Below are 26,634 nucleotides of genomic sequence, written 5' to 3'. Positions count from 1 at the left end.
GTGTTAAAATGGCTTTTAAAAACCTTAAAAATGGAAAAATTTGATGCAATTGAGTAACGCTGATTTAGAACGATTAAAAAGCATGGCCAATGCACTTCGCTTTTTGTGCGCGGACATGATAGATAAGGCTAATAGCGGGCATCCGGGCGTGTGCTTAGGGCTAGCTGATGTGATGGTGGTTTTAAGCTTGCACCTAAACCTTAACCCCATTAACCCTAAATGGCTCAATAGGGACAGGTTGGTTTTTAGCGGAGGGCATGCGAGCGCGTTAGCGTATAGTTTGTTGCATTTGTGGGGCTTTGATTTGAGTTTAGAAGATTTAAAGCGTTTCAGGCAATTACACTCTAAAACCCCAGGACACCCCGAATTGCACCACACCGAAGGCATTGAGATCACGACAGGCCCTTTGGGGCAAGGTTTTGCTAACGCTGTGGGCTTTAGCATGGCGAGTCAATACGCTCAAACCCTTTTGGATAAAGAAGCCATTTCTCATAAAGTCTATTGCTTGTGTGGGGATGGGGATTTGCAAGAAGGCATTAGTTATGAGAGCGCTTCTTTAGCCGGGCATCTCAACCTGAACAATCTCATTGTGATTTATGACAGCAACCAAATTAGCATTGAAGGCACTATTAATATTAGTTTTAGCGAACAGGTTAAAACGCGTTTTTTAGCGCAAAATTGGGAAGTGCTAGAATGCGATGGGCATGACTATCAAGCGATTCATAACGCTTTAGAAGAAGCCAAAAAATCCCATAAACCCACGCTTTTAATCGCTCATACGATTATTGGTAAGGGGGCTATTGGCTTAGAGGGGAGTGAAAAAACGCATGGCTCGCCTTTAAATAAAGAAGTGTTAAAACAATCCAAAGAAAACGCTCAAATCAATCCTGATGAAAGCTTTATCATTGGCCCAAAAAACAAAATGCATTTTGAAGAAGTGAAAGTTAGGGGCGTTAGATTAGAAGCCTTATGGGAAAAATCCTTAAGCCCTAAAACAAAAGAAAAAATCCATGCGTTGAAGAATTTTGATTTTAGCGCCATCCATTACCCCGCCTTTAAAAAAGGCGAATCTCTAGCCACGAGAGTGAGTAACGGCATGATTTTAAACGCTATCGCTAAAGAATGCGAGGGCTTTTTAGGGGGAAGCGCGGATTTAGCCCCATCCAATAACACGCATTTAAAACATTCTGGCGATTTCCCTTTGGGGCAAAACTTGCATTTTGGGATCAGAGAGCATGCCATGGGGGCTATCACTAACGCTTTAGCGGCGTATGGCTTGTTTGTGCCTTTTTGTGCGACCTTTTTTGTGTTTAGCGATTATTTAATGCCCAGCATGCGTTTGAGCGCTTTAATGAAATTAAAAGCCCTTTTTATCTTCACGCATGACAGCATTGGCGTGGGCGAAGACGGGGCGACGCACCAACCCATAGAGCAATTGAGCCATTTACGCGCTTTGCCTAATTTTTACGCTTTCAGACCCAGCGACGCTTTTGAAAATAAGGCTTGCATGCAAGTAGCGTTAAGTTTGAACGCTCCTAGCGCTCTTATTTTATCGCGCCAGAATTTGCCCGTGCTTGATGAGGTTTCTAAAGAGCAGGTTTTAAAAGGGGCGTATGTTAAACACCACTCTAAAGATCCCATTATCACGCTCGTTGCGAGCGGGAGCGAAGTCTCTTTGGCTTTAGAGAGCACTAAAATTTTAGAGCGAGAAAATATCCCCACTCAAGTGGTGAGCGTGCCATGCTTTGATCTATTGATAGAGCAAGATGAAAGCTATCTTAAAGAACTCTTTAAGGGCAAAGTCTTAGTCATTGAAGCGAGCCGCGCGATAGAGTGGTATCGTTTTGCGGATAAAATCATTGGCATGGATTCTTTTGGGAGCTCAGCAAAGGGCGATAAACTCTTTGAAAAATTTGGCTTTAGCGTTGAAAACATTACCATTCAAGCTAAAAGGTTACTCAACGCATGAACTTAGAAAAACTTTTTTTAGAAAAAACCCCCCTATTTGTTTTTAGCTCCACTAGGCGTTTAAAACATTTCTATTTAAAGCAAGGCGAAGGGTTTTTGCCTAGCACAATGAGCATGGGGAATTTTTTTGAACAGGCTTTTTACATCCCTAATAAAAAGAAAATCCCTAACAGCGCGCGCCAAATTTTAATGATAGACACCATTAAGGCTATCGCTAAAGAGAAAAAATCCATTCTTGAAGGGCTTTTACTTTTTGAAAACAGCTTTTTAGGGTATTTGGAAAGCACTTCTTTTTTGTTTGATTTATTTGACGAATTAAGCTCCGCTTGTATCAAACTCAATGAACTTTCTTTTAAAGACATTTACTTAGATTATGAAAAGCATTTAGAAGTCTTAGAAATGATTTATGATCGTTACATTAAAAAGCTAGAAAAATTAGGCTTTTATGACAAAATCATGCAAGAAAAGCCCGCCATTTTAAAAGAATTTTTTGAGCATTTTTCCTCCATTGAATGGCATCTAGACGGCTTTATGAGCGTTTTTGAAAGGCAATGCCTATTAGAAGTGGCCGAATTAGTGCCTATCACTTTACACTTATCTTGCGATAAATACAACCAAAAATTCTTGGAATTTCTCAATCTCAAATTAGAAACGGATTGCGATTATTCCATTGATTTTAAAACCCAAAAGATCCTTTCTCAAACTTTTAATGATCAAAAAATAGAACCAAAGCTCTATGCCAACTCTAGTTATTTAAAACAAAGCGCTTTAGTTTTACAAACCATAGAAGAGTATTTGCAAAAAGATAACGATCCTAATAAAATGGCGATCATCACGCCCAATGCGGATTTTTTACCTTTTTTAAAACTCTTAGACCAAAACAACAATTTGAATTTCGCTATGGGCTTAGGGGCTAAAAACAGCCCTTATTATACAGAGCTTGTCAAAATCTTAGAAAATTTAGAAACAAGCGGTTTTGATTTGAGTGCATCGCCTTTATTGGATTTGGAAAACCTTACGCTTGCGCTTTTAGAACAACAAAGCTCTAAAGAAAAAGCGCCCTTAAAAGAAGTGCATTCTCAAATCATGTACCAGTATCATCTTTTAAAAAACACGCTTAAAAACTACAGCCTTAAAGATTTATTGCATTTGTATTTGCAAGAATTTGAGGCCAACTTCCGCTTAGACGATTCTAGTGGGGGCAAAATACGAGTCATGGACACTTTAGAGACAAGGGGCATGCAATTTGATAAAGTGGTTATTGTGGATTTTAATGAAACCTGTGTGCCAAGCCTTAAAGATTGCGATTTGTTTTTAAACTCTGCTTTAAGAAAATCGCTCAACCTCCCCACTTTATTGGATAAGAAAAATTTGCAAAAACACTATTACTACCAACTCTTTAAAAACTCTAAAGAAATAACACTTTCTTATATAGAGAGCGAAACTTCAAAAGCCTCTAACATGCTTTTAGAATTAGATTTGCATACAGAGCCTATCAAAGACGCTTACACGCTTTTTGCACCAAGTCCTTTAAAAGACTACCAAGAAGAAGAAATCAAAGCCGCTATCCCTAAAGATTTTAGCTTTAGCGCTAGCTCATTAAACGCTTTTTTAACTTGCAAGCGCCGTTTTTATTACCACTACATGAAGCGATTCAAAGAAAGCCCTAAAGATGAAAGCAATAGCGCTGTGGGCAGTTTGCTCCATGAACTTTTAAAAGAAGCTTATGAAAAAGACAAAAACCCTTATGCATTAGAAGAAAGGCTCATTTGGCTCTTAGAAACAAGAGAAAACATTACCCCTAAAGAGCGTTTAGACACTCTTGTAGCGCTCAAAAAAATCCAGGCTTTTTATCTTAAAGAAAAAGAACGCTTTAAGGCAAAAATCAAAATCCTTGATCTTGAAAAAAGCTTTGAAACGATTATTCAAGGCGTTATTTTTAAAGGGCGCATAGACAGGATTGACAAAACGGCTGACAATGAGATTATTTTATTGGATTACAAATTCAAAAACGATTTGAAATTAGACAATATGAGCGAAAAACAACGAAAAAGCTTAAGACCCATAGAAATCGCTCAAATCAGCACCGATTACCAAATGGCCATCTACGCGTTTGCCCTTAAAAATCTGGGTTACAAAGATCCTATAAAAGCCTTTTTTTATGATTTGAGAAAGGGCGAATTAGTGGAAGAAGATGAGCTTACTTTGCAGGCTAAAATGGATCATTTGGAATTTTCTCTTATCCCCAAGCTCAAACAAGAAATTGATTTTGAAAAAACTTTAGAGATTAAAGATTGTGAGTATTGCTCTTTTAAAGACATGTGCAACCGATGAAATCTAAAAAACTTTACTTGGTTTTAATCATAGGGGTTTTATTAGCGTTTTTAACCCTATCTTCATGGCTGGGTAACAGCGGTTTAGTGGGGCGTTTTGGGGTGTGGTTTGCCACAATCAATAAAAAATATTTTGGGTATCTTTCATTCATTAATTTACCCTATTTAGCGTGGGTTTTATTCCTTTTATACAAGACTAAAAACCCTTTTACAGAAATCGTTTTAGAAAAAACTTTAGGGCATCTATTAGGCATTTTATCTTTGCTTTTTTTACAATCTAGCCTATTAAATCAAGGGGAAATCGGCAACAGCACGCGTTTGTTTTTACGCCCTTTTATAGGGGACTTTGGGCTTTATGCGCTGATAATACTCATGCTAGTCATCTCTTATTTGATTTTATTCAAACTGCCCCCTAAAAGCGTTTTTTACCCTTATATAAACAAGACACAAAACCTTTTAAAAGAGATTTACAAACAATGCTTACAAGCCTTTAGCCCTAATTTTAGCCCAAAAAAAGAGGGTTTTGAAAACATCTCATCAGATTCTCAAAAAAAAGAAACCAACAACGAAAAAGAAAACCTCAAAGAAAACCCTATTGATGAAAACCACAAAACCCCTAACGAAGAATCGTTTCTAGCGATCCCTACCCCCTATAACACGACCTTAAATGATTCAGAGCCGCAAGAAGGCTTAGTCCAAATTTCCCCACACCCCCCCACTCATTACACCATTTACCCTAAAAAAAACCGATTTGATGACTTGACTAACCCCACTTTAGAACCCCAACAAGAAACCAAAGAAAGAGAACCCACGCTAAAAAAAGAAACGCCCACCACACTCAAACCTATCATGTCAGCACCCGTCATGCCCGCACCTGCACCCAACACAGAAAATGACAACAAAGCCCAAAACCACAAAGCCCCAAACCACCCCACAAAAGAAGAAAATGCGCAAGAAAACGCGCAAAAAGAAATGATAGAAGAAACGATACAAGAAAATCTCAAAGAAGAAGAAAAAGAAATACAAAACGCTCCAAGCTTTAGCCCACTAACCCCCACAAGCGCTAAAAAACCCGTTATGGTTAAAGAATTGAGCGAAAATAAAGAAATGCTAGACGGATTGGATTATGGCGAAGTGCAAAAACCCAAAGATTATGAGCTTCCCACAACGCAATTATTGAATGCGGTTTGTTTGAAGGACACTTCTTTAGATGAAAACGAGATTGACCAAAAAATCCAGGATTTATTGAGCAAGCTGCGCACCTTTAAAATTGATGGCGATATTATCCGCACTTATTCAGGCCCTATTGTAACCACTTTTGAATTCCGCCCAGCCCCTAATGTTAAGGTGAGCCGCATTTTAGGCTTGAGCGATGATTTAGCGATGACTTTATGCGCTGAATCCATTCGCATTCAAGCCCCTATTAAAGGTAAAGATGTCGTTGGCATTGAAATCCCTAACAGCCAAAGCCAGATCATTTATTTAAGAGAAATTTTAGAGAGCGAATTGTTTCAAAAATCCAGCTCGCCCTTAACTCTAGCTTTAGGCAAGGACATTGTGGGTAACCCTTTCATCACGGATTTAAAAAAGCTCCCCCACTTGCTCATCGCCGGCACGACAGGAAGCGGTAAGAGCGTGGGCGTGAATGCGATGATCTTATCCTTACTTTATAAAAACCCCCCCGATCAACTCAAATTAGTGATGATCGATCCCAAAATGGTAGAATTTAGCATTTATGCGGACATCCCTCATTTACTCACGCCCATTATCACCGACCCTAAAAAAGCTATCGGGGCTTTGCAAAGCGTGGCTAAAGAAATGGAACGCCGATATTCTTTAATGAGCGAATACAAGGTTAAAACCATTGATTCTTATAACGAGCAGGCGGAAAATAACGGCGTTGAAGCGTTCCCCTATTTGATTGTGGTGATTGATGAATTAGCGGATTTGATGATGACAGGAGGCAAAGAAGCGGAGTTTCCTATCGCTAGAATCGCTCAAATGGGGCGAGCGAGCGGCTTACACCTCATTGTAGCGACCCAACGCCCGAGCGTGGATGTCGTAACCGGCTTGATTAAAACCAATTTGCCTTCAAGGGTGAGTTTTAGGGTAGGCACTAAGATTGATTCTAAAGTGATTTTAGACACCGATGGGGCGCAAAGCTTGCTAGGAAGGGGTGATATGCTCTTTACCCCCCCAGGAACAAACGGGTTAGTGCGCTTGCATGCCCCCTTTGCCACTGAAGATGAAATCAAAAAAATCGTGGATTTTATTAAAGCCCAAAAAGAAGTGGAATATGATAAAGATTTCTTGCTAGAAGAATCGCGCATGCCTTTAGACACCCCTAATTATCAAGGCGATGACATTCTAGAAAGGGCTAAAGCGGTGATTTTAGAAAAAAAGATCACTTCTACGAGTTTTTTACAACGCCAATTAAAAATCGGCTACAACCAAGCCGCCACCATTACTGACGAATTAGAAGCTCAAGGCTTTTTATCCCCAAGAAACGCTAAAGGCAACAGAGAGATTTTGCAAAATTTTTAGGCTTTGTTTTCATTGAACGTTGGCAATAAAAACATTATTTTTAATTTTTAAAAAGTTACCGCTTGCTTTTCGCAAGCCCTTTATGATTGATTTTAAAAATGCCTTTGCGCATTTTTTAGACTTTATCACCAATCCTTTATTAAAAACAAAAACTTTTCTCAATGATACAAACGACACTAACCTTTCATCTATTAATCAAATATTATCTGTGGTTTCCCTAACTCCTAGTAAAATTACCTAAAAATTTCATGTTCAAGGATAGCCATGAGCCCCCAGATTCAACCAGCCACCAAAAAACCCTTAAAATCCCTTTTAGCCGCTAGTTCAGGCAATTTAGTGGAATGGTATGATTTTTACGCTTATGCGTTTCTCGCTCCTTATTTTGCTAAGGAATTTACCCACACGAACGACCCCACTCTAGCGCTAATCTCAGCTTTTTTGGTTTTTATGCTAGGGTTTTTCATGCGCCCTTTGGGGAGTTTGTTTTTTGGTAAATTGGGGGATAAAAAGGGGCGTAAAACTTCTATGGTGTATTCCATTATCCTTATGGCGCTAGGCTCTTTCATGCTCGCATTGCTCCCCACTAAAGAAATCGTAGGGGAATGGGCGTTCTTGTTTTTATTATTAGCCAGGCTTTTACAGGGCTTTAGCGTGGGAGGAGAATATGGCGTGGTCGCTACTTACCTCTCTGAATTAGGCAAGAATGGTAAAAAAGGTTTTTATGGCTCTTTTCAATATGTAACTTTAGTTGGAGGGCAGCTCTTAGCTATTTTTTCACTCTTTATTGTTGAAAACATTTACACGCATGATCAAATCAGCGCGTTTGCTTGGCGTTATTTATTCGCTTTAGGGGGTATATTAGCCCTACTCTCACTCTTTTTGAGAAATATCATGGAAGAAACCATGGATAATGAAGCGACTCCCCAAAAAGAGACTAATGTAAAAGAAACCCGTATCAAAGAAACCCAAAGGGGCAGTTTAAAAGAATTACTCAACCATAAAAAAGCCTTAATGATAGTTTTTGGACTCACTATGGGAGGGAGTTTGTGTTTTTATACTTTTACGGTGTATTTAAAAATCTTTTTAACCAACAGCTCATCATTCAGCCCCAAAGAAAGCAGTTTCATCATGCTTTTAGCGCTCTCTTATTTTATCTTCTTACAACCCTTATGCGGGATGCTTGCAGATAAAATCAAACGCACCCAAATGCTGATGGTTTTTGCGATCACAGGGCTTATTGTAACGCCTGTTGTCTTTTATGGTATTAAGCATGCCACTAGCGTGTATGAAGCCCTATTTTATGAAATACTCGCATTGAGCAGCATGAGTTTTTACACTTGCATTGCTGGGGTCATTAAGGCGGAATTATTCCCTGAACATGTGCGAGCGCTTGGCGTGGGTTTAGCCTATGCGATCGCCAATGCACTTTTTGGAGGGAGCGCGAGTTATGTAGCGTTAGAGTTCAAACAGCATGGTTTTGAAGCGGGGTTTGTGGGCTATGTCATGTTGAGTATTATTATCTTTATGGTTATGGTTATCATATTCCCTAAAAAAACCTATTTGGAATAAATCTTAGTTTTTATTTGATTTTTGCTATAATTTTTTCTTTTAAAAGGATTATTGCATGCAAAATGGGTATTATGCGGCCACAGGGGCTATGGCGACACAATTTAACCGCTTGGATTTAACCTCTAACAATTTAGCCAACCTAAACACCAACGGCTTTAAAAGAGACGATGCGATTACAGGCGATTTTTTAAGGCTTTACCAACAATACCGAGAGCAACTGCCCTTAGAAGATCAAACCAAAGCGAGCGCGAAGTATTTAAACCGTAATCTCAATCGTGTGCCTATTTTATCAGAAATCTATACGGATAGGAGTCTTGGCGCGTTTGAAGGAACGCATAACCCCCTAGATTTTGCCCTAACAAGCCCTAACCTCTATTTTGCGATACAAACTAATGAGGGCGTCGCTTATACCAGAGATGGGCATTTTAGCGTGGATAAAGACGGCTTTTTAGTAACTCTTAATGGCTTTAAGGTGCTTTCACGCTCTGGCTTGAACGAAAAAGGAGGGATCATGCTCATGCCTGACGCTGAAATTGAAGTGGATCAAAATGGCGGAATCACTTTTAGGGATAATGAAGCCCAAATTCAAGCGGGCGCGTTAGCTTTAGTGGGTTTTAGCGAACCTAAAAACCTTAAAAAAATAGGGCAAAACCTTTATACTTATCAGGGCGAAGGCGTCCATCAAGTCTCTGACTCTGGCGCGTTAAGGCAATATATGCTAGAAAAAAGCAATGTCAATGCGGTGCGTGAGATGAGTGCTTTGATTGAAATCAACCGCTTTTTGGACATGTATTCTAAAGTGCTAAAAACCCATCAAGATGACATGAACGCTGAAGCGATCAACAAACTCGCTACAAAAGCTTAAACTTTTGGCGATTTTAAAATTCATAGGAGGGTTTTTGCGATACCCTAACTCCCTAATAACGCTTTTTTAAAAGCCTTGTTAATCTTTTTTGTATAACATTAGTTTTAAAAGAGTTTAAAGAATTAAATGTCTTTTCTTTTGTAATCGCTTGCAAAGTAGACGGTAACGCAAGCTTCTCTTTATAGCCGCTAACTATTCAACAATGATTCAATTTTAATTATTTCGTTTGTTGTTTAAAACGCTCTTTATTGTGGTATTCTGTAAGCAAACGCCCCCATTTTTCTTGTTATAGCTCTTGTGTTTTAAGCTCGTTTGTGATAAGGTATTCCCATTAAGGTTTGAGACGCTATTGCCGTCTCTGTAATGGTTAGGGAGTGTCCCAATGGTCTCTAACTCCCTTAATGTTTTTATCGCCCCGTTAAAATCAAGCTTTTTTATTATCCACTTGATTATCAACGCTCATTTTAGAATAGAGCCATTCCAAAAGCTTGTAAAAATTTTCTTTCTTTTTCCACTAAGTTAGAGTTTAAGGGCAAGTCATTTTTTAAAGCGCTTGTATAGGCGGTGTGTGAACGAGAGCTTTTGTTTTTAAAGTCCAATTTGATTTTGTCTTTTTAACATAACCAACACTATATGATTAAAGAGATCTTTTTTCTTGTTTGTGAATGTAATTTTATACTTTTACTCCAACGCCAAGTCAATCAAAATTTGCCAATTCTCTTTATAGTGTTGGAGTTGCGACAAGCTCTTTGTGTTGCCCCATTCTTGTGTGTCTTCAATAGGGATAATATAGCATTCGCTCGTGCAAGTGTCTATCCCTAAAATCAAATCGCAATCTTTTTTGGTGTATTTGTAAGCGCGTTTAGGGGCATTCCTATCAATTTGAACCCCACTCCTATAGCCCCCTGTAAAATTCAAAGTTATTTTATTTGCCCTATTAAATGGTATTCTAAAATGCTTTTTTGCTTCCTCTCGCATGCCTTAAACTCTAAATGCTTTAAGGGGTTAGCGATAGACAAAAGATAGGGTTTTTCACTCAAATTCAATACCACTACAAGCACATAATCATGGCTATACGCTTGCGCTTGATCGTATTCTTTTTGGGTCAATCTCAATGTCCCTTGCTTTTCTCTGATCCCCTTAACTTCCACTAAAAACGCCTGCTTGTTGGTTTGAATATAGAAGTCATACCCATCGCCAAAAAGACGCATGTCTTTTAAACTCCCACAAGAAAACACTTCTATATTTTTATAGTGGTTTAAAAAATATAACTCTGCCTCTAAGCCTGTTTCTTGCATGCTTTTATAGCGGGTTTTAAGGTAAGCGTTAGGGGTAATGTCTAGTTGAATGCCATATTGTTCTTGTAAAAATAATTTCACAATATGGCTAAAACCTTTAGCGTCTTCATCTTTAAACAAGCTATCAATCCATAATTTTCTATGGATATAGGCATCGCCTTTTTGCCACCAACCTTTGCGTTTGTTAGGAAAAAAATAATCAAATAAATCCATGCGATTTTTGATAACGCCAATCGTGTCAGCTAGGCCAATTTGGACGCAATATTCAAAAAAAGCATTTTTAGTAGAAAAGCCAAATTCTTTAATAAAATCATTATCAAATTTCGCCAAAGCATAGCCTATGAGATTTAAAATTTCATAGTTCTTATGTTTTGCCATAGAAGTTAAATCGCCTAATCAATCTTTAATATCGCTAAAAACGCTTCTTGGGGAAGCTCCACTTTACCGATAGCCTTCATGCGTTTCTTGCCCTCTTTTTGCTTTTCTAAGAGTTTTCTTTTTCGTGTAATATCGCCCCCATAGCACTTAGCCGTTACGTTCTTACCGACAGATTTAATCGTCTCTCTGGCGATGATTTTATTCCCCACGCTCGCTTGGATAGCGACTTCAAAAAGCTGTCTTGGGATAAGCTCTTTCATCGTTTCCACTAAAGTGCGCCCCTTTTCATACGCCTTATTTTTATCTATAATGATAGAAAGTGCATCCACCACATCGCCTGCCACTCTCACATCTAACTTCACCAAATGAGCCTCTCTGTTTTCTATAGGCTCATAATCAAAGCTCGCATACCCTTTCGTGCAAGATTTGAGCTTGTCATAAAAATCCATCACAATTTCATTGCTCGGCAAGGAATAAGTGAGCATGACACGAGACTGGTTTAAATATTCCATTTTTTCTTGAATGCCTCTTTTATTATTTAATAACTGCATTAAATTACCCAAAAATTCACTCGGCGTGATGATTGTTGCCCTCACAAAAGGCTCTTTGATGCAAGCGATATGGTTTTCAGGGGGCAATTCGCTAGGGTTTTGGACGTATTTGATGCTATTATCGGTTAAATGCACTTCATACACCACCGTGGGAGCGGTAGCGATTAAGTTAAGGCCAAATTCCCTTTCCAGCCTTTCTTTGATCACTTCCATGTGCAATAGCCCTAAAAAGCCCACCCTAAAGCCAAAACCAAGTGCCACGGAGCTTTCAGGCTCAAAATTTAAAGCGCAATCGTTAAGCTGGAGTTTCAATAACGCTTCTCTTAAATCTTCAAACCTGTCCGTTTCTATAGGGTAAAGCCCCGCAAAAACAAAGGGTTTAGCCGGCATAAAGCCTTCAATGGGTTTAGGGGTAGGGTTTTTAGCGTCTGTGAGCGTGTCGCCTACCGCAATATCCGTAACGCTTTTTAGCCCTAAACTCACAATGCCAATCTCACCGCATTCTAAACTTTTAGTAGGGATTTTTTTCAAAGGGTTAGGGTAGTATAGCCCTAAAACGCCGTGTTTTTTACCCGTTCCCATCACTAAAATTTCTTGCTCTTTATTGATGCTCCCATCCATGATACGCACCAACGCTAGCGCCCCTAAATAATTGTCAAACCATGAATCATAAATGAGCGCTTTTAAGGGAGCGTTAGGATCACCGCTAGGGGCAGGAATGGTGGTAATGATTTTTTCTAACAAATCTTTAATGCCAAGCTTAGCTTTAGCGCTCACTTCATTAGCGCCAGAGCAATCAATCCCTATCGTGTCTTCTATATCCTGTTTGACCTCTAAAACATTCGCATTCGGCAAATCAATTTTATTGATCACCGGTAAAATTTCTAAATTGTTATCTAAAGCGATATAAGTGTTGGCGATGGTTTGCGCTTCCACGCCTTGAGTGGCATCTACCACTAATAACGCCCCTTCGCACGAACACAAAGAGCGCGACACTTCATAACTAAAATCCACATGCCCTGGGGTGTCAATGAGGTTTAACACATAATCCTCCCCCTTAAAAGTGTAATTTAAGCGCACGCTTTGAGCCTTAATCGTAATGCCTCTTTCTTTTTCAATATCCATAGTGTCCATCACTTGGCTCGTCATTTCTCTGTTGCTGATAGCGTTGCATTCAGAAATCAAACAATCCGCTAAAGTGCTTTTACCATGGTCAATGTGAGCGATAATGGAAAAATTGCGGATATTTTTCATTGGCGTAGGCGTCTTTTCTTTCATCTCTCTTGTCCTAAATCTTTTAAAATAGCGTCAGTCAAACTCTCTGTGTCTAAGCCTAAGGATTTTTCCACTAAAGCGGTGTTCCCATGCATGATAAATTCATCAGTGATTTCAAAGCTTTTAACAGGCTTTAAAATATTTTGTTCGCTCAAAAACTCTAAAATCGCGCTAGCCACCCCCCCAAGCTTGTAATTATCGCTAAAAACATAGAGCTTTTGATAAGGGGCAATGATTGCGCTCAAATTTGGATCTAAGGGCTTTAAAAACCTGAGATCCAAAAGCGCGCATTCTATGTTTTTTTCTTTTAAAGCCAGTTGGACCAAATGCGCCCGCCCCACGCCATTACCATAGCCAATGAGTAAAATTTCGCCCTCTTTTTTCAATAATTCGCTTTGCCCTAAAACAAACTCGCTAGGCTCAAAAACCCCCTCTTTTAACGCAAACGACCCCCTAGGGTAGCGGAACGCGCAAGGGCTTGAATGGTGTTCATTAGCAAAATGCACGGCGTTTTTTAAAGTCTCATTATCTCGTGGGGCAAAAATGACCATGTTGGGGATAGAGCGCAAATACGACACATCTAAAAGCCCTTGGTGCGTCTCGCCATCTTCGCCCACAATCCCAGCCCTATCAATGGCTAATTTAATCGGCAAGCTAGAAATGCAAGCGTCATGCACAATGGAATCATAAGCCCTTTGCAAAAAAGTAGAATAGATGCTCACAAAAGGTTTAAACCCCTCTTTAGCCATAGCGCTGCTAGAAGTTAAAGCGTGTTGTTCAGCGATAGCGACATCAAAAAAGCGCAAAGGGTAAGCGTCAATGAGTTTGTCTAATCCTGTGCCGCTAGGCATAGCAGCGGTTACGCCTACGATTTTTTCATCTTTTTTGGCTAATTCTAAAAGGGTGTTAGAATACGCTTCAGTGGGCGATAAAATCGCGCTTTTGGATTTTTTAGACAGACCGGTATCCAAATCAAAAGGCCCCACCCCATGCCATTTTTCATACCGCCCTTCAGCGATTTTATAGCCTTTGCCCTTTAAGGTTTGTGCATGGATTAGCACCGGCTCTTTAAGCTCTTTGGCGAGTTTTAAGGTTTCAATAATCGCGCTCAAATCATGCCCATTAATAGGCCCTATATAGTTAATGCCTAATTCTTCAAAAAACACGCCCGGGGTGATGAGCTTGAAAGATTCTTCAAAACGGCTCGCTAAGTAATTCACGCTTTCAGGTAAGGTGCTTAAGATTTTTTTAACTTTAGAGCGGAAAGACTGGTAAAACGGGCCTTTCATCAGCTGGCTAAGGGCTTTGGATAAGGCTCCAATAGGCGTGCTGATACTCATTTCATTATCGTTCAAAATCATGATCATGGGGTATTTCCTATCGCCCAGTTCGTTTAAGGCTTCATAAAAAATCCCTGCACTAATGCTCCCATCGCCTAATAAAGCTATGGGCATGCCTAGCACTTGTTTCAAACAAAAAGCTTTAGCCACCCCCACGCCTATAGACACCGAAGTGGAACTATGCCCGGCAATGAAATAATCGTATGCGCTCTCGCTGGGTTTAGTAAAGCCGCTCAAACCTTTAAATTGCCTTAGAGTGCTAAAGCTTTCAAAACGCCCGGTTAAGAGCTTGTGAGCGTAAGCCTGGTGCGAAGTGTCAAAGATAAAGGGGTTTTTTTGGCAATCAAATAAGGCATGCATGCTTACAATCAGCTCTACAGCCCCTAAAGAAGAGCTTAAATGCCCCCCATTAGCGCTCACCACTTCTAAAATACGACTCCGCAGCGTTTGGCACACCAACTCCAAGCCTGCAATATCATTAGGGTTTAAATCAAAAGTTTTATTCTGCAAAATCACACCTTAAAATTTTCCAACACGCTTTCTTTGAGCGTTTTAAAGCGCTCCATTAAATTCCCATCAAGGCTCCCGTTAGAGCTAGTGATCATAACGCCTCCTTTAGAAATAGCCTCATTGCTCTCTAATTTGATTTTAGAAGCGTTTTGCAAACGCTCGTTTAAATAAGGGTAATCCAAGGGATTGACTTTTAAATGAATATCCGTTGCGTCTAAAACATTTTTTAAAAGCTCTTCAGCCAAAGCTAGGGCCACTTTTTGGCTGTTGTCTTCCACTTCTTTAAGAATCACTTCTTTAGCTATATCTATCGCAATCGCGCTCAGTTCCTTTTCTAAAGCCATTAAATGATCTTCTGATTTTTTCATTTTTTCATCTAAAGCCGTGATCGCATGCAAAAGCTGGTTTTTTTCTTCATTCACGCTATGAGTGAGCTCGTTACGCATTTTTTCTTCGCCCTCTTTAAAGCCGATTTTATAGCCATCGTTTTTAGCGTTTTCAATCAAAGCTTTACTCTCTTCTTGGGCTTTTTCAAATTGCATTTGCAATTTCACTAAATGGCTTGAAAGCTCATCGGTTTTTTTCAATAAGCAATCAATCAAATCGTTTTCTATCGCTTTTTTTTCCAAAGGCTCTTCTGGGTTAGGCGTTTCTAAAGACGCACCATTAGGATTGGTTTTAGGGGGTAAGTTTGCCATGCTCTTAAATTCGTATTTTTGAATGTCATGCTTATTCAAATGATCTTTTTGGATCAAGTTTTTACGGCTATTCAATGACATCTTCCTCTTCACCGGTTTGGATCACGCCTTTTTCTTGCAAGCTCTGCACGATTTCAACGATTTTCCTTTGGGCCACATCCACATCTTTGATTTTGACCGCCCCAAGATACTGCATTTCTTCTACAAACTGCTCTGCAGCCCTGCTACTCATGTTGTTTAAGAATTTATCGGTTAAATCTTGGGTAGAAGTTTTTAAGGCTAAAGACAAATCTTTTTTATCCGCTACTTTTAAGATCTCTCGGATAGCAAAATTATCCAATTTCACAATGTCTTCAAAAGTGAACATCATCTCTTTAATCGCACCGGCGAGCTTGTTATCCACGCTTTCAATGCGAGCGAGCGTGGTTTTAGCGCTCTTTTGGCCTAAGCGGTTAAAGATTTCAGCCACCGCTCTCAAGCCACCCACTTCAATTTTATAGCTAGTGAGCGATTCTAGTTTGTTTTCCAACACCGTGGAAACCCTTTTAACCACTTGGGGCGATATTTCGCCTAAATTCGCCATTCTAATAGAAATCTCGGCTTTCATTTCATCAGGAAAATAGCTCAAAGTCTCAGCCGCATTAGGGGCTTCCATGTGGGCTAAAATCAAGGCAATGGTTTGAGGGTGTTCGTTAATGATGAAATCAGCGAGTTGTTGGGGCTTGATTTTGCCTAAATAAGCGAAGTTTTTTTGCGTTTGCAAGCTTTTAGTGAGTTTGTCCATCACTTTTTTAGCTTCTTCGCTCCCTAAAGTCCTGGTTAAAAGCTCTCTAGCGTATTCTAAACCACCGGTATTGATGTATTGGTTAGACTGGAAAATCGCAAAAAATTCCTCTAAAACCGCCGCGCCGATTTGCTTGTCTGTGCCGTTTAATTGCACGATTTGCTTAGAAATCTCTGTAATGGAGTCAATGTCTAAATGCCTTAAAATCTCACCTGTGGTGTCTTCGCCCACTTGAATGAGTAAAATAGCGATTTTTTCACTCATGGAGAGTTCGTCTAATTGAGCCTTTTGTTTGGGGGTAAGCTTGGTTGCCATTTTTAACCTTTTATCTTTTTAGCCTTTCGTGCTGTCTGAAGAAATTTCATCTTTGATTAGGAGTTTAAAGAGCATTGCGATTTCATCAGGGCGCTCTTTAAGGGTCCCTCTAATCTTTTCTAAGACAATTTCGTATCTTACTTCTTCTTCGCTAAAGGTTGCATTAAGCCCTAATTGATCTTCTACTTTTTTTCTCAAATCGCCCAGTTTGTTCAATTCATCTTCTTCTTCATCCATTTCTTCAAACATGGATTTCACTTCCTTATCTTCATCAGGCACCACTTCAAGCATGCGTTCGCTGAAAGGCACAATCACTTTTTTATAGAAAATAAATAGCACTATAAACACCAAAATATACTTGATTAAAGGCGTGAATGAGCCTAAGACTTTTTGAGTCTTGTGCATGATTTTTTCGCTCAAAGTAGCGTTATCAAGCATGGGTGCCATAGGGTTAAACTCAAAATTACTCACCGCTACATCATCGCCTCTATTTTGATTATAGCCAATGGTTTGTTTCACTAAAGCGTTGATTTTTTTAAGCGATTCATCACTCAAAGGCTCGTATTCTAAAGTATTCGCCCCGTCTTTAAGCGCGATTTTATACTTGCCATCCACCACAACCGCCGCATTCAAACGCACTAAAGTGCCAAACTCGCCCTTAATCTCGCTAATGGTTTTACCCACTTCATAATTGGTCGTGTTTTGGGATTTTTCATATTTTTCTGGCTCTTTATTGTCTTTCAATCCTTGCACAGGCCCGATATTACTCACAACACCCGGCACGCCGCCGACTTGTTTTTTAGGAGCGCCTTCTTTTTTTTCTTCTAAATTTTGCTCGCTCCTTACAACATTATTGGGATCAAAAGTCTCTTTAGTGCTTTTCTTTTGGCTGAAATCAAACTCCGCATTGACCCTTGCGACCACCTTGTTTTTACCCCCCACAATAGGGGCTAAGATATTGACGATCTTATTTTCTAAAATGTTTTCAAAATTTTGTTTGTAATGCAATTGCTCTAGGGCTAATTCTTTGGAGTTTTCTAGTATATCGCCCTCGCCTATTGATTCGCCGTTTTCATTCACGATTTTCACATTTTCTATCGTGAGTTTAGGCACAGCTGCAGCGATTAAATTTTTAATCCCTAAAATTTGAGTGGGTGAAAGCTTCATGTCAGGCTTGATCTTTAACATCACCGAAGCGCTAGGAGGCACTTCTTTAGCCACAAACACGCTGTCTTTAGGGATTGCAATATGCACATTGGCTTTAAGAATGGGGTTTAAGCTTTCAATCGTGCGCGACAATTCCCCCTCAATGGCGCGAATGAGTTTGATATTTTGATCAAAATCAGTCGCTCCAAAGTCTTTAGTGTCAAAGATTTCAAAACCCACTTTACTCGTTTTAGGGATCCCTTGAGAAGCCAGCGTGATCCTTTCTTCATACACTTTATCTTTAGGGATAAGAATGGTGTCGTCTTTTAAGATTTTATAAGGGATTTGGTTTTGCTGGAGGTGTTGTAAGATTAAAGCGTTATCGCTAGAGTCCAATCTTTCAAATAAAACCCCATAGCCCCCTTGCGTATAGTCTTTTTCTTTAAAGGGATAGAGCAATAAAAACACAAGCAAGGCGGTGATTAAAACCCCGGCTGCGATTAGGGCGATTTTTTGCTTTTTATTGAGCTTGATGAAAAAATCAACAATCCGTTGCAATAATACCTTTAAATCCAATATTAAAACCTTGATAAAATTTTCATTCTTTTAAGCCGTTCGCTTAGATCTTTTGAAACACGCTCAAATAAATCCCTATGGAAAAACAAGCCCCTAACGCTCCTAAACAAAACCCTCCTAAAACACTGCTAAAAGACACCCCTAAAACAATCAGCGCTAACCCTATTAAAAGAATCAAACCAAATAAGCTATAAGAAAGAATGTTTTTAAGCGTTTGATGCGTGATCAAATGGGGTATCAATAAAACAAGCAACCCATAAAATAGCGCTAAAGAAAGTGCAGTAGTGTTAGGGAAATTAGCGCTGTGCGAAAACCACTGGATGGAATGCGCCAAAAGGTGTTTTAAGGATTCTAAAAGGGCTTCAAATAGGATCACGCTTAGCACAAACCACACCCCAAGTGCTAAATTTCTGCGATAAAGGCTTAAAAACACCCCCACTAACAAACTCAAAGGCAACACGAATTGAGAAGAGCCTAAACGGGCGATATTTTGAAGGATTAGCGTTAAAATAGGGCTGGAATTAAAGGGGGTTGAACGCGCAAGATTAAAAATGGCATTGTCCATTGAATTAGCGTAATCAAAAAAAACCAAGCCAACCATAAGGATGAAAAACGTGCTAAAAACGCCCCCTAAAAGAAAAAGGGTTTTAACTTGCGACAAAAAAAATGGTTTGGATTGGATGGTAACATTTTTGAAAGAATTTTCAGCCATTATTTAAAACCCTTTTAGTTAGTTCATTCAAACTTGATATTATACGCCAACGAACTTTAAAGTTGCTCTTAAAAGTTTTAAGACAATGAAGTTTAAACGCATACATAAAAGCTTTTTATTTTAATCAAACCTAACTAATAAGAAACTGAAATTGTTTTTTTTTTTTTTTGAAATCGCTTTAATTTTTGCCCTCTTTTAAAGCTTTTTAACCCTTTTTAGACTACAATTTTAAGAAGTAAAAATCAAAGGAACGCAATAACTTATGGATAGAGCCAAATTTATATTCGTTACAGGGGGCGTGTTAAGCTCTCTAGGGAAAGGGATTTCATCTTCTTCAATCGCTACGCTTTTACAGCATTGCAATTACCAGGTTTCTATTTTGAAGATCGATCCTTATATTAATATTGATCCAGGCACCATGAGCCCTTTAGAGCATGGGGAAGTGTTTGTAACAAGCGATGGCGCTGAAACGGATTTAGACATCGGGCATTATGAACGCTTTTTGAACAGGAATTTAACGAGGTTGAATAATTTCACCACCGGGCAGATTTTTTCAAGCGTGATAGAAAACGAAAGGAAAGGGGAATATTTAGGCAAAACCATTCAAATCGTCCCCCATGTAACCGATGAAATCAAAAGGCGCATTAAAAGCGCGGCTAAGGGGTTGGATTTTTTAATCGTGGAAGTGGGTGGCACTGTGGGCGATATGGAGGGCATGTTTTATTTGGAAGCGATCCGCCAGCTTAAATTGGAATTAGGGAATGAAAAAGTCATCAATGTGCATGTAACCTTGATCCCCTATATCCAAACCACTAACGAATTAAAAACCAAACCCACGCAACACTCCGTCCAGGAATTACGGCGCCTTGGCGTAACCCCTCAAATCATTTTGGCGCGATCGCCTAAGCCTTTGGATAAAGAATTGAAAAAGAAAATCGCTTTGAGTTGCGATGTGGAGCAAGACAGCGTGATTGTGGCCACAGACACTAAAAGCATTTACGCTTGCCCCATTCTTTTCTTGCAAGAAGGCATTTTAACCCCCATTGCCAGACGCTTTAACTTGAATAAATTGCACCCCAAAATGGCGGCTTGGAACACTCTAGTAGAAAAGATTATCGCTCCTAAACACAAGGTCAAAATTGGTTTTGTTGGCAAGTATTTAAGCTTAAAAGAATCTTATAAATCCTTGATTGAAGCCTTAATCCATGCGGGTGCGCATTTGGATGTGCAAGTCAATATTGAATGGCTGGATAGCGAGAATTTTAATGAAAAGACGGATTTAGAGGGCGTTGATGCGATTTTAGTGCCTGGGGGCTTTGGAGAAAGGGGGATTGAGGGCAAAATTTGCGCCATTCAAAGGGCTAGGCTAGAAAAACTCCCCTTTTTAGGGATTTGTTTGGGCATGCAATTAGCGATCGTGGAGTTTTGCCGCAATGTTTTAGGCTTAAAGGGGGCTAACTCTACGGAATTTAACCAACGCTGCGAATACCCTGTGGTGTATTTGATTGAAGATTTTATGGATCAAAACCACCAAAAACAGGTGCGCACCTATAATTCGCCATTGGGTGGCACCATGCGATTAGGCGAATACGAATGCGAAATCATGCCTAATAGCTTGTTAGAAAAAGCTTATAAAAAGCCTAGCATTAAAGAAAGACACCGCCATCGTTATGAAATCAACCCCAAATACCGCCAAGAGTGGGAAAATAAGGGCTTGAAAGTGGTGGGTTTTGGAGCGAATCATTTGATTGAAGCGATTGAATTAGAAGATCACCCGTTCTTTGTGGGGGTGCAATTCCACCCGGAATTTACCTCTAGGTTGCAAAGCCCTAACCCTATTATTTTGGATTTCATTAAGAGCGCTCTTTCTAAATCCTAATCTAACAAATGAAACAAAAGCTTAAAGCTCAAATCAAAGAGCGCATGGCTTCTATCGCTTATAATGAAAAAGGGTTTCCTAGCCCCTTTTTATTCAAAGACTTGAAAAAAGCCGCGCTCAAAATCATAGAAGCCATGCACGCAAACACAGAAATTTTAGTGGTGGGCGATTATGACGCTGACGGCGTGATTAGCTCTACTATCATGGCAAAATTTTTTGAAAGTTTAAATTATAGGCATGTTCGCGTTGCAATCCCTAATCGCTTCATTGATGGCTATGGGATTTCTAAAAAATTTTTAGAAAAACACCACGCCCCTTTGATCATCACGGTGGATAACGGGATTAACGCTTTTGAAGCCGCACGATTTTGTAAAGAAAAAAACTACACCCTAATCATCACCGATCACCATTGCTTAAATAATGATGAAGTCCCAGACGCTTATGCGGTGATCAACCCCAAGCGACCGGATTGTGATTTTATCCAAAAGGAAGTGTGCGGGGCGTTGGTAGCGTTTTATTTGTGCTATGGTATCCACCAGCTTCTAGGAAAAGAAAAAAGCCATTCTAGTGAGTTATTGTGCTTAGCGGGCGTGGCGACTATTGCTGATATGATGCCTTTGACTTTTTTTAACCGCTTTTTAGTTTCTAAAGCCTTGTATTTTTTGCAAAAAGAATCCTTAGGGGCGATGGGGTTTTTACGCCAAAGAGAAGTTTTTAGAAAACGCTCTTTAAAAGCGAGCGATATTTCTTTTAATATCGCCCCTTTAATCAATTCCGCAGGGCGCATGCAAGACGCTAAAATGGCTTTAGATTTTTTAAGCACGAATAATTTTCAAGATGGTTATTCTTTGTATGAACGCTTGAAAGCATGCAATATGAAGCGTAAAATGATCCAACAGCAGGTTTTTGAAGAAGCCTTTAAGCATGCGATGGTTGGAGAAAAAATTATCGTCGCTTTTAAGGATAATTGGCATGAGGGTGTGCTTGGGATCGTGGCTTCAAAATTAGTGGAAGCCACCCAAAAGCCAAGCCTGGTTTTTACCTTTAAAGAAGGGGTGTATAAAGGGAGCGGACGCAGTTCTCCAAATATTGATTTGATTGACGCTTTGAATGGGGTTTCTTCTTTATTACTCGGCTATGGAGGGCATAGGCAAGCGTGCGGGTTGAGCGTTGGAAAAAACAATATCGTCTCGCTCTTTGAAACTTTAGAAAATTTTGATTTTAAAGTCTTGCCTTTTTGTGAAAAAGAACCCCCTTTAACGCTCAAATTAAAAGACATTGACAGAGAGCTTTTAGAGATTATAGAAGCGGGCGAACCTTATGGGCAAGAAAACCTTGAACCCCTATTCCAAGCAAGAAATTTAGAAGTCATAGAAGAAAAAATCATTAAAGAAAGCCACCAGATTTTGCGTTTTAAGGATAAAGAATGCGTCAAAGAGGCTATTTATTTTAACGCTGATCGGTTTTTGAAAGCGGGTGAAAAGGTGAGCGTGCTTTTTAGCGTGGAATTAGATGAGTGTTCTAATGAGCCTAAAATGTTTGTTAAAAGTTTGTTGTAGTGCCTTTTGTTGAAGAAGAATTTGAAATTTTAAAACCCACCAAAGCCTTGTTTTTGGTGCGCGATGTTTTAAAATGCTCTCTAAAAGAAGCCCAACGGCACCTTGACAAGCAACGCTTAAAACAAAACCAACAAGCCGTGCGTAAATCTCAAATCATTCAAGGGGTCGTTCGTTTGATTTATTTCAAGCCTAATGAAAAACAAGAAAAGCTTGTTTTTGAGACTAAGGATTTTGGCGTGTTTGACAAACCCGCTCAAGTCTATACCCACCCTAAAGGCTATTTTTACCATGAAAGCTTATTAGATTGTATCCAATCGCATTTGGGTAAAAACGCCCACCCAGCCCACAGATTGGACTATGAAACGAGCGGGTTAGTTTTAGCGGGTAAAACCTTACAAAGCACCAAAGATTTAAAAGCGCTTTTCATGCAAAAAAAAGTGAAAAAAACTTATTTAGCGCTAGCGCATGGGTTGGTGGATAAAAGTATCATCATAGACAAACCCATTCTAACGCCACAAAACATTCAAAAAGATTTGCGCATTCGATCTCAAATTTCTCCTTTAGGCAAGCCTTCAATTACCCTTGTTGAGCCTTTAAGCTACAACCCTTTTTTGGATATAAGCTTGCTTAAAATAACCCCACTCACCGGGCGCACGCACCAGATCCGCTTGCATTTAAGCAGCGTGGATCACAGGATCGTGGGCGAGGGGCTTTATGGGGTGGCAGATGAAAACGCCAGAGAATACCTTCAATTGAAGCGTGAAAATAACGCCCCAACCCTCATGCTCCATGCCGCTAGTTTAGAATTTGAATTTAAAGGGGCGATCTATCAAATCGCTTCCCCCATGCCCGAACGCTTCATGCCCTTTTTAAAAGATTGACCCCCTTTTTTATTGATTATCCCCTGATTATTTTATTGATTATTTTATTGACTATTTTCTTTTTGGGGGGTTTTTTTGATTAAGGTTTTCTATACGCCTTTTTTAATCCCCCTTATCCTTTCTAGTTTTCAATTCCTCTTGTTTTTTAAGAATCATTTCTTCGGTAATACTAGAAAGCTTGTCTTTATGGTTTTCGCTATTAGAATCTTCTTTATGGCGGGACTCTTCTTGTTTTTTTGAAATGATTTCTTCGGCGATGCTAGAGAGTTTTTCCGCATTTTTGGTGTCTTTGTAGTTGGAGCGGTTTTTTAAATTCTCTCTGATTTGCCTTTTTCTTTGAATGAGCGCAAACATTTTTTGGCTGAATTGGTAGCATTTGCGCGCGCTTATGACAATCACGCCCCACTTGATTAGTAAAGCGATTAAAAGCCAAATAAAAGAGCTAGAAGTGTCCAATAAAAACTGGCGCACATCGCTATAAACCCAAATATCCACTAAAATAACCAACAGAGTGATCAAAATAGAAAATACAATGCTTTTAAACCTAAAAAGCCACGCCACTATCACAAACCCTCTCGTGTGCCTGTGGGCTAACAGCCAGCGTTCATTCTTTTCGCTAAAAAAATTCATTAAACCAGAAATTACGCTATTTTTCTTGCTCATTTTCGCCCTTTTCCCAAACTTCTTTAAAATGCTTGGTGGTTTTTTCTTGTTTTTCTTTCAATTCTTTAGCGTGGATTTGTTCTAACAACCTTTTTTCTTCAGCTTCAAACATGATTTTTAATTCTTCTTCATTAAAATCGCTCAGTTGCATGTTCTCTTTTATCAAGCGTTTTTCTACGATTTTAACCGCTTGCTCCCTGATTTTTTGAGATTTTTCTTTAAAAAGCGCTCGTTTGGTTTTTTGAAACGCTTCATTAGAATTTTTATGGATCGTTTGTTTGCAAAAATCTAAAAAATCCTTGACTTGATGCATAATTTTCATGGTTATCCGTTTTTAAAGAGTTTTTGAGACTAATGACCCCTAAAAGAATACCAAAAAAAGATTAAAACTCTCTAGTAAAAATATTTTCTTAAAAGAATAAGGGGCATTTTGGCGATACCTTAACCCCCTTAAAAACTTAAGGCTTTTTTCTTGTCATAGGACATACCGCATGCCTTTTGATCTGATGATTCGCAAAGCACTTCAAGGCTAAATATCTCGCATGCTTCTTTATGTCCTAATTCGCAAAGCCCTTTATAAGTAACCATCTCGCATGCTTCTTGCTTTCCTAGTTTGCAAGCTTTTTCAAATTTTTCCATCGCTTGTTTTTCATTTTTGACTACACCCTTGCCAATATATTGCATAGCTCCTAGTATTAAACACCCATGTTGATTATTTAATCCACAAGCTTTAGAGTAGTATTGAATGGCTTTTTTTAAGTCTTCCCTATCATGATATAATCCCCCTAACAAAAAACACCCACTACCACTATTTAATTCACAAGCTTTAGAGAAAACTTCTTGTTTGTTCGCTAGTTTTCCATCTTCTCTTGCTAAAAATATTACACACCCTCCATCACAATCTAATTCACACGCTTTAGAGTAGTATTGAGCGGCTTTTTTCAAATCCTTTTTTACTACTCCATACCCATTTAGTTCATATATATACCCTAAATTAAAACACCCTTCACCATCTTTTAAATCACACGCTTTAGAGTAGTATTGAATGGCTTTTTTCAAACGCTCTTTTAACCTAGGATCTTCTCCTATTACCAGATTTTCACCATCATATAGACCCCCTAGACTAACACACCCCTTAGCATAGTTTAAATTACAAGCTTTTTCAAAGTATTCCTTAGCTTGAATATAATATTTCTTAGCCTCAAGACTATCTCCTCTAAATGCACCACCCCCACCACTCACGGCAAAATCAAGAATCTCTTTGCCCTGATCAAAAAGCTCTTCAGGGTTTAGCTCTGCCATTAACCCCCCCCAATCAACACACAACACAAGCATAAAGCCCTAAAAATCGCTTTTTTGAAATTCCCTAACATGATGCTCTCCCTTTTATTAAAAAATTCAGACTTTATTATAATCAAATATTGATGACTAAAACCTTTTAATTTCACAAATGGGGTTTTAGTTGTTTTGTTTTACAATAAAAATCATAAGGAGATAGGAATATTTTGCGTTTAATCCCCCCTAATCCAAAAAGAGCACTTGTAAAAAATACCTTTGAGCATTTTTTATATTAGAACTTTATCCCTAATGATTTTTTAAAACCTGTTGGCAATAGCGCTCTAAGATCCTGCAAGCGCTCAAAGAGTCTAACCGGCCGTCTTTGATAGCGATCCGCTTATTTTTCCTACCCAAATGCTCTAAATTTTCATAAGCTTCTATGCTGGATCTGTCTTCATTAATAAAAACGATTTCGCCCTTAAAATCTACAAGCTTGATGAAATGCTCAATGCTGGCGTTCGTATCCGCATAGCTTTCATTGGGCTTGCCCACCACTAGCACTTGAATGTTTTTTTCTCTCAATAAATCGCTCAAATCCCTAGAGGCCTGATTCCTGTTGTGGCGTAAAATCGCTTCTAAGGGCAAGACAACGCCGTTTAAAAGTACAGCGATGCCAATGCGTTTTAGCCCCACATCGCACGCTAAAATCATGCTAACACCACAATGTGATTGATGCGCTTGATCTTACCTAACAGCTCGTATTCTAAAAGCTTATCCCCAAATTTGAGATACGCCTCTTCATAGCTAGGGTTTTTAGCGCAATATTCTAAAAATTCATCTTTCATTTCAGGCATTTCTTTTAAATGGTAGTCTTTTAAAAGGGTGTTTATAAAATTTTGAATATTAAATATCCCTTGAGCCTGCCCTTTTTCTAAAAGCTCATTAGTGCCGTCGCTCTCATTCAAGCGTTGGGGTAAAACAAACAAGGGTTTTTGGTATTTCTGGGCTAATCTCGCGCTGCTCATAGAGCCGCTTTTTAAATCCGCTTGGGGGATAATCACCGCATCGCTTAAAGCGATCACCAGGCGGTTTCTCGCTAAAAAAGAGCCTTTAACGGGCATGAAATCCTTTTCATATTCGCTTAAAATCAAGCCGTTTTGCGCGATTTCTTGGATCACTTTATGGTTATTCGTAGGATAAATCAAATCCAAACTGCAAGGCGAAAGCATGATGGTTTTTGGCAAGGCGTTTTCTTGAGCGATAATATCCACGCCTAACGCTCCCCCGCTCACAATAACCGCGCCATTTTTAGCAAGCTCTCTAGCTAGAGTGATCGTGTGTTGCTTGCTGTAAGGGGTGGGTCTTCTTGTGCCTATGATCGCCACTTTTAAAGGCGCATCTAAAAGCTTGGTATCGCCCACACAATAGAGCTTTTTAGGGGGGTCTTTGAGAATGTCAAAGGCTTTAGGGATATTCTCTAGCGTGCTGTATTGGAAATTACTTTTCATTTTA

At 39.3% G+C, this 26,634-nt stretch carries 22 protein-coding genes; 8 read left to right on the top strand and 14 right to left on the bottom strand.

The window, feature by feature from the left end:
* The first annotated feature begins 43 nt into the window (after nt 1-43).
* From tkt to I6852_RS03430, 5 genes are all read left to right on the top strand, one after another.
* Nucleotides 44-1,969 carry a transketolase gene (gene tkt / locus I6852_RS03450; protein WP_197291418.1) on the top strand — a complete coding sequence of 642 codons (1,926 nt, stop codon included), beginning with the start codon at nt 44-46 and terminating at the stop codon, nt 1,967-1,969.
* Complete coding sequence (gene addB, locus I6852_RS03445) at nt 1,966-4,302, top strand: ATP-dependent deoxyribonuclease AddB (protein ID WP_197291419.1); 2,337 nt, start codon at nt 1,966-1,968, stop codon at nt 4,300-4,302. Before tkt ends, addB begins: the two co-directional genes overlap by 4 nt.
* On the top strand, nt 4,299-6,845 hold the full coding sequence (locus I6852_RS03440) for a DNA translocase FtsK (protein ID WP_197291420.1): 2,547 nt from the start codon (nt 4,299-4,301) through the stop codon (nt 6,843-6,845). The genes addB and I6852_RS03440 overlap by 4 nt, the downstream gene beginning before the upstream one ends.
* A gap of 264 nt (nt 6,846-7,109) precedes the next feature.
* On the top strand, nt 7,110-8,414 hold the full coding sequence (locus tag I6852_RS03435; protein ID WP_197291421.1) for an MFS transporter: 1,305 nt from the start codon (nt 7,110-7,112) through the stop codon (nt 8,412-8,414).
* Nucleotides 8,415-8,469: 55 nt separating this feature from the next.
* Nucleotides 8,470-9,279, top strand: coding sequence for a flagellar hook-basal body protein (locus tag I6852_RS03430; RefSeq protein ID WP_127998330.1), 810 nt, complete (start codon nt 8,470-8,472; stop codon nt 9,277-9,279).
* A gap of 213 nt (nt 9,280-9,492) precedes the next feature.
* Here I6852_RS03430 and I6852_RS08175 read toward each other — a convergent pair whose 3' ends face one another.
* The 9 genes from I6852_RS08175 to I6852_RS03390 form a co-directional block, all read right to left on the bottom strand.
* On the bottom strand, nt 9,493-9,735 hold the full coding sequence (locus I6852_RS08175) for a hypothetical protein (protein ID WP_197291422.1): 243 nt from the start codon (nt 9,733-9,735) through the stop codon (nt 9,493-9,495).
* 225 nt (nt 9,736-9,960) lie between these two features.
* Entirely contained in the window at nt 9,961-10,197 is a 237-nt protein-coding gene (locus I6852_RS03425; protein WP_197291423.1) for a hypothetical protein, read from the bottom strand.
* Between the two features lie 2 nt (nt 10,198-10,199).
* On the bottom strand, nt 10,200-10,955 hold the full coding sequence (locus tag I6852_RS03420) for a protein NO VEIN domain-containing protein (RefSeq protein WP_197291424.1): 756 nt from the start codon (nt 10,953-10,955) through the stop codon (nt 10,200-10,202).
* Nucleotides 10,956-10,969: 14 nt separating this feature from the next.
* On the bottom strand, nt 10,970-12,760 hold the full coding sequence (lepA, locus tag I6852_RS03415) for a translation elongation factor 4 (protein WP_197291442.1): 1,791 nt from the start codon (nt 12,758-12,760) through the stop codon (nt 10,970-10,972).
* A 20-nt stretch (nt 12,761-12,780) separates the two neighbouring features.
* A complete protein-coding gene (gene dxs, locus I6852_RS03410) occupies nt 12,781-14,631 on the bottom strand; it encodes a 1-deoxy-D-xylulose-5-phosphate synthase (RefSeq protein ID WP_197291425.1) in 1,851 nt (616 codons plus the stop codon).
* Between the two features lie 2 nt (nt 14,632-14,633).
* Nucleotides 14,634-15,410: a flagellar assembly protein FliH gene (fliH, locus tag I6852_RS03405; RefSeq protein WP_000056250.1), complete on the bottom strand. Its 777-nt coding sequence runs from the start codon at nt 15,408-15,410 to the stop codon at nt 14,634-14,636.
* The gene (fliG, locus tag I6852_RS03400) at nt 15,397-16,428 is read right to left on the bottom strand and encodes a flagellar motor switch protein FliG (RefSeq protein WP_197291426.1); all 1,032 of its coding nucleotides are present in this window, start codon (nt 16,426-16,428) and stop codon (nt 15,397-15,399) included. The genes fliH and fliG overlap by 14 nt, the downstream gene beginning before the upstream one ends.
* Before the next feature lie 18 nt (nt 16,429-16,446).
* Nucleotides 16,447-18,150, bottom strand: a complete 1,704-nt coding sequence (gene fliF, locus I6852_RS03395) for a flagellar basal-body MS-ring/collar protein FliF (RefSeq protein WP_197291427.1) — start codon at nt 18,148-18,150, stop codon at nt 16,447-16,449.
* Nucleotides 18,151-18,193: 43 nt separating this feature from the next.
* Nucleotides 18,194-18,862, bottom strand: coding sequence for a phosphatase PAP2 family protein (locus I6852_RS03390; RefSeq protein ID WP_197291428.1), 669 nt, complete (start codon nt 18,860-18,862; stop codon nt 18,194-18,196).
* A 262-nt stretch (nt 18,863-19,124) separates the two neighbouring features.
* On the opposite strand from I6852_RS03390, the gene pyrG reads away from it, so the two are divergent.
* The 3 genes from pyrG to I6852_RS03375 are packed head-to-tail and all read left to right on the top strand — an operon-like array spanning nt 19,125 to nt 23,181.
* The gene (pyrG, locus tag I6852_RS03385; protein ID WP_000373201.1) at nt 19,125-20,741 is read left to right on the top strand and encodes a glutamine hydrolyzing CTP synthase; all 1,617 of its coding nucleotides are present in this window, start codon (nt 19,125-19,127) and stop codon (nt 20,739-20,741) included.
* An 8-nt stretch (nt 20,742-20,749) separates the two neighbouring features.
* Complete coding sequence (gene recJ, locus I6852_RS03380; RefSeq protein WP_197291429.1) at nt 20,750-22,300, top strand: single-stranded-DNA-specific exonuclease RecJ; 1,551 nt, start codon at nt 20,750-20,752, stop codon at nt 22,298-22,300.
* Nucleotides 22,300-23,181 carry an RluA family pseudouridine synthase gene (locus I6852_RS03375; RefSeq protein WP_197291430.1) on the top strand — a complete coding sequence of 294 codons (882 nt, stop codon included), beginning with the start codon at nt 22,300-22,302 and terminating at the stop codon, nt 23,179-23,181. The genes recJ and I6852_RS03375 overlap by 1 nt, the downstream gene beginning before the upstream one ends.
* 102 nt (nt 23,182-23,283) lie before the next feature.
* On the opposite strand, the gene I6852_RS03370 is transcribed toward I6852_RS03375, so the two are convergent.
* From I6852_RS03370 to dprA, 5 genes are all read right to left on the bottom strand, one after another.
* Nucleotides 23,284-23,844 carry a hypothetical protein gene (locus tag I6852_RS03370; RefSeq protein WP_079363053.1) on the bottom strand — a complete coding sequence of 187 codons (561 nt, stop codon included), beginning with the start codon at nt 23,842-23,844 and terminating at the stop codon, nt 23,284-23,286.
* Entirely contained in the window at nt 23,828-24,166 is a 339-nt protein-coding gene (locus I6852_RS03365; protein WP_000699885.1) for a hypothetical protein, read from the bottom strand. Before I6852_RS03365 ends, I6852_RS03370 begins: the two co-directional genes overlap by 17 nt.
* Nucleotides 24,167-24,294: 128 nt before the next feature.
* Nucleotides 24,295-25,146, bottom strand: a complete 852-nt coding sequence (locus tag I6852_RS03360) for a tetratricopeptide repeat protein (protein WP_197291431.1) — start codon at nt 25,144-25,146, stop codon at nt 24,295-24,297.
* Between the two features lie 282 nt (nt 25,147-25,428).
* The gene (gene ruvX / locus I6852_RS03355) at nt 25,429-25,833 is read right to left on the bottom strand and encodes a Holliday junction resolvase RuvX (RefSeq protein ID WP_197291432.1); all 405 of its coding nucleotides are present in this window, start codon (nt 25,831-25,833) and stop codon (nt 25,429-25,431) included.
* Nucleotides 25,830-26,630: a DNA-processing protein DprA gene (gene dprA / locus I6852_RS03350; RefSeq protein ID WP_197291433.1), complete on the bottom strand. Its 801-nt coding sequence runs from the start codon at nt 26,628-26,630 to the stop codon at nt 25,830-25,832. Before dprA ends, ruvX begins: the two co-directional genes overlap by 4 nt.
* Between the last annotated feature and the right edge of the window lie 4 nt (nt 26,631-26,634).

Origin of the sequence: Helicobacter pylori (genome assembly GCF_015904775.1) — a bacterium.
In the GTDB taxonomy this organism is placed as follows: Bacteria; Campylobacterota; Campylobacteria; order Campylobacterales; family Helicobacteraceae; genus Helicobacter; species Helicobacter pylori_DM.
This window is presented reverse-complemented; position numbering and strand designations above follow the sequence as displayed.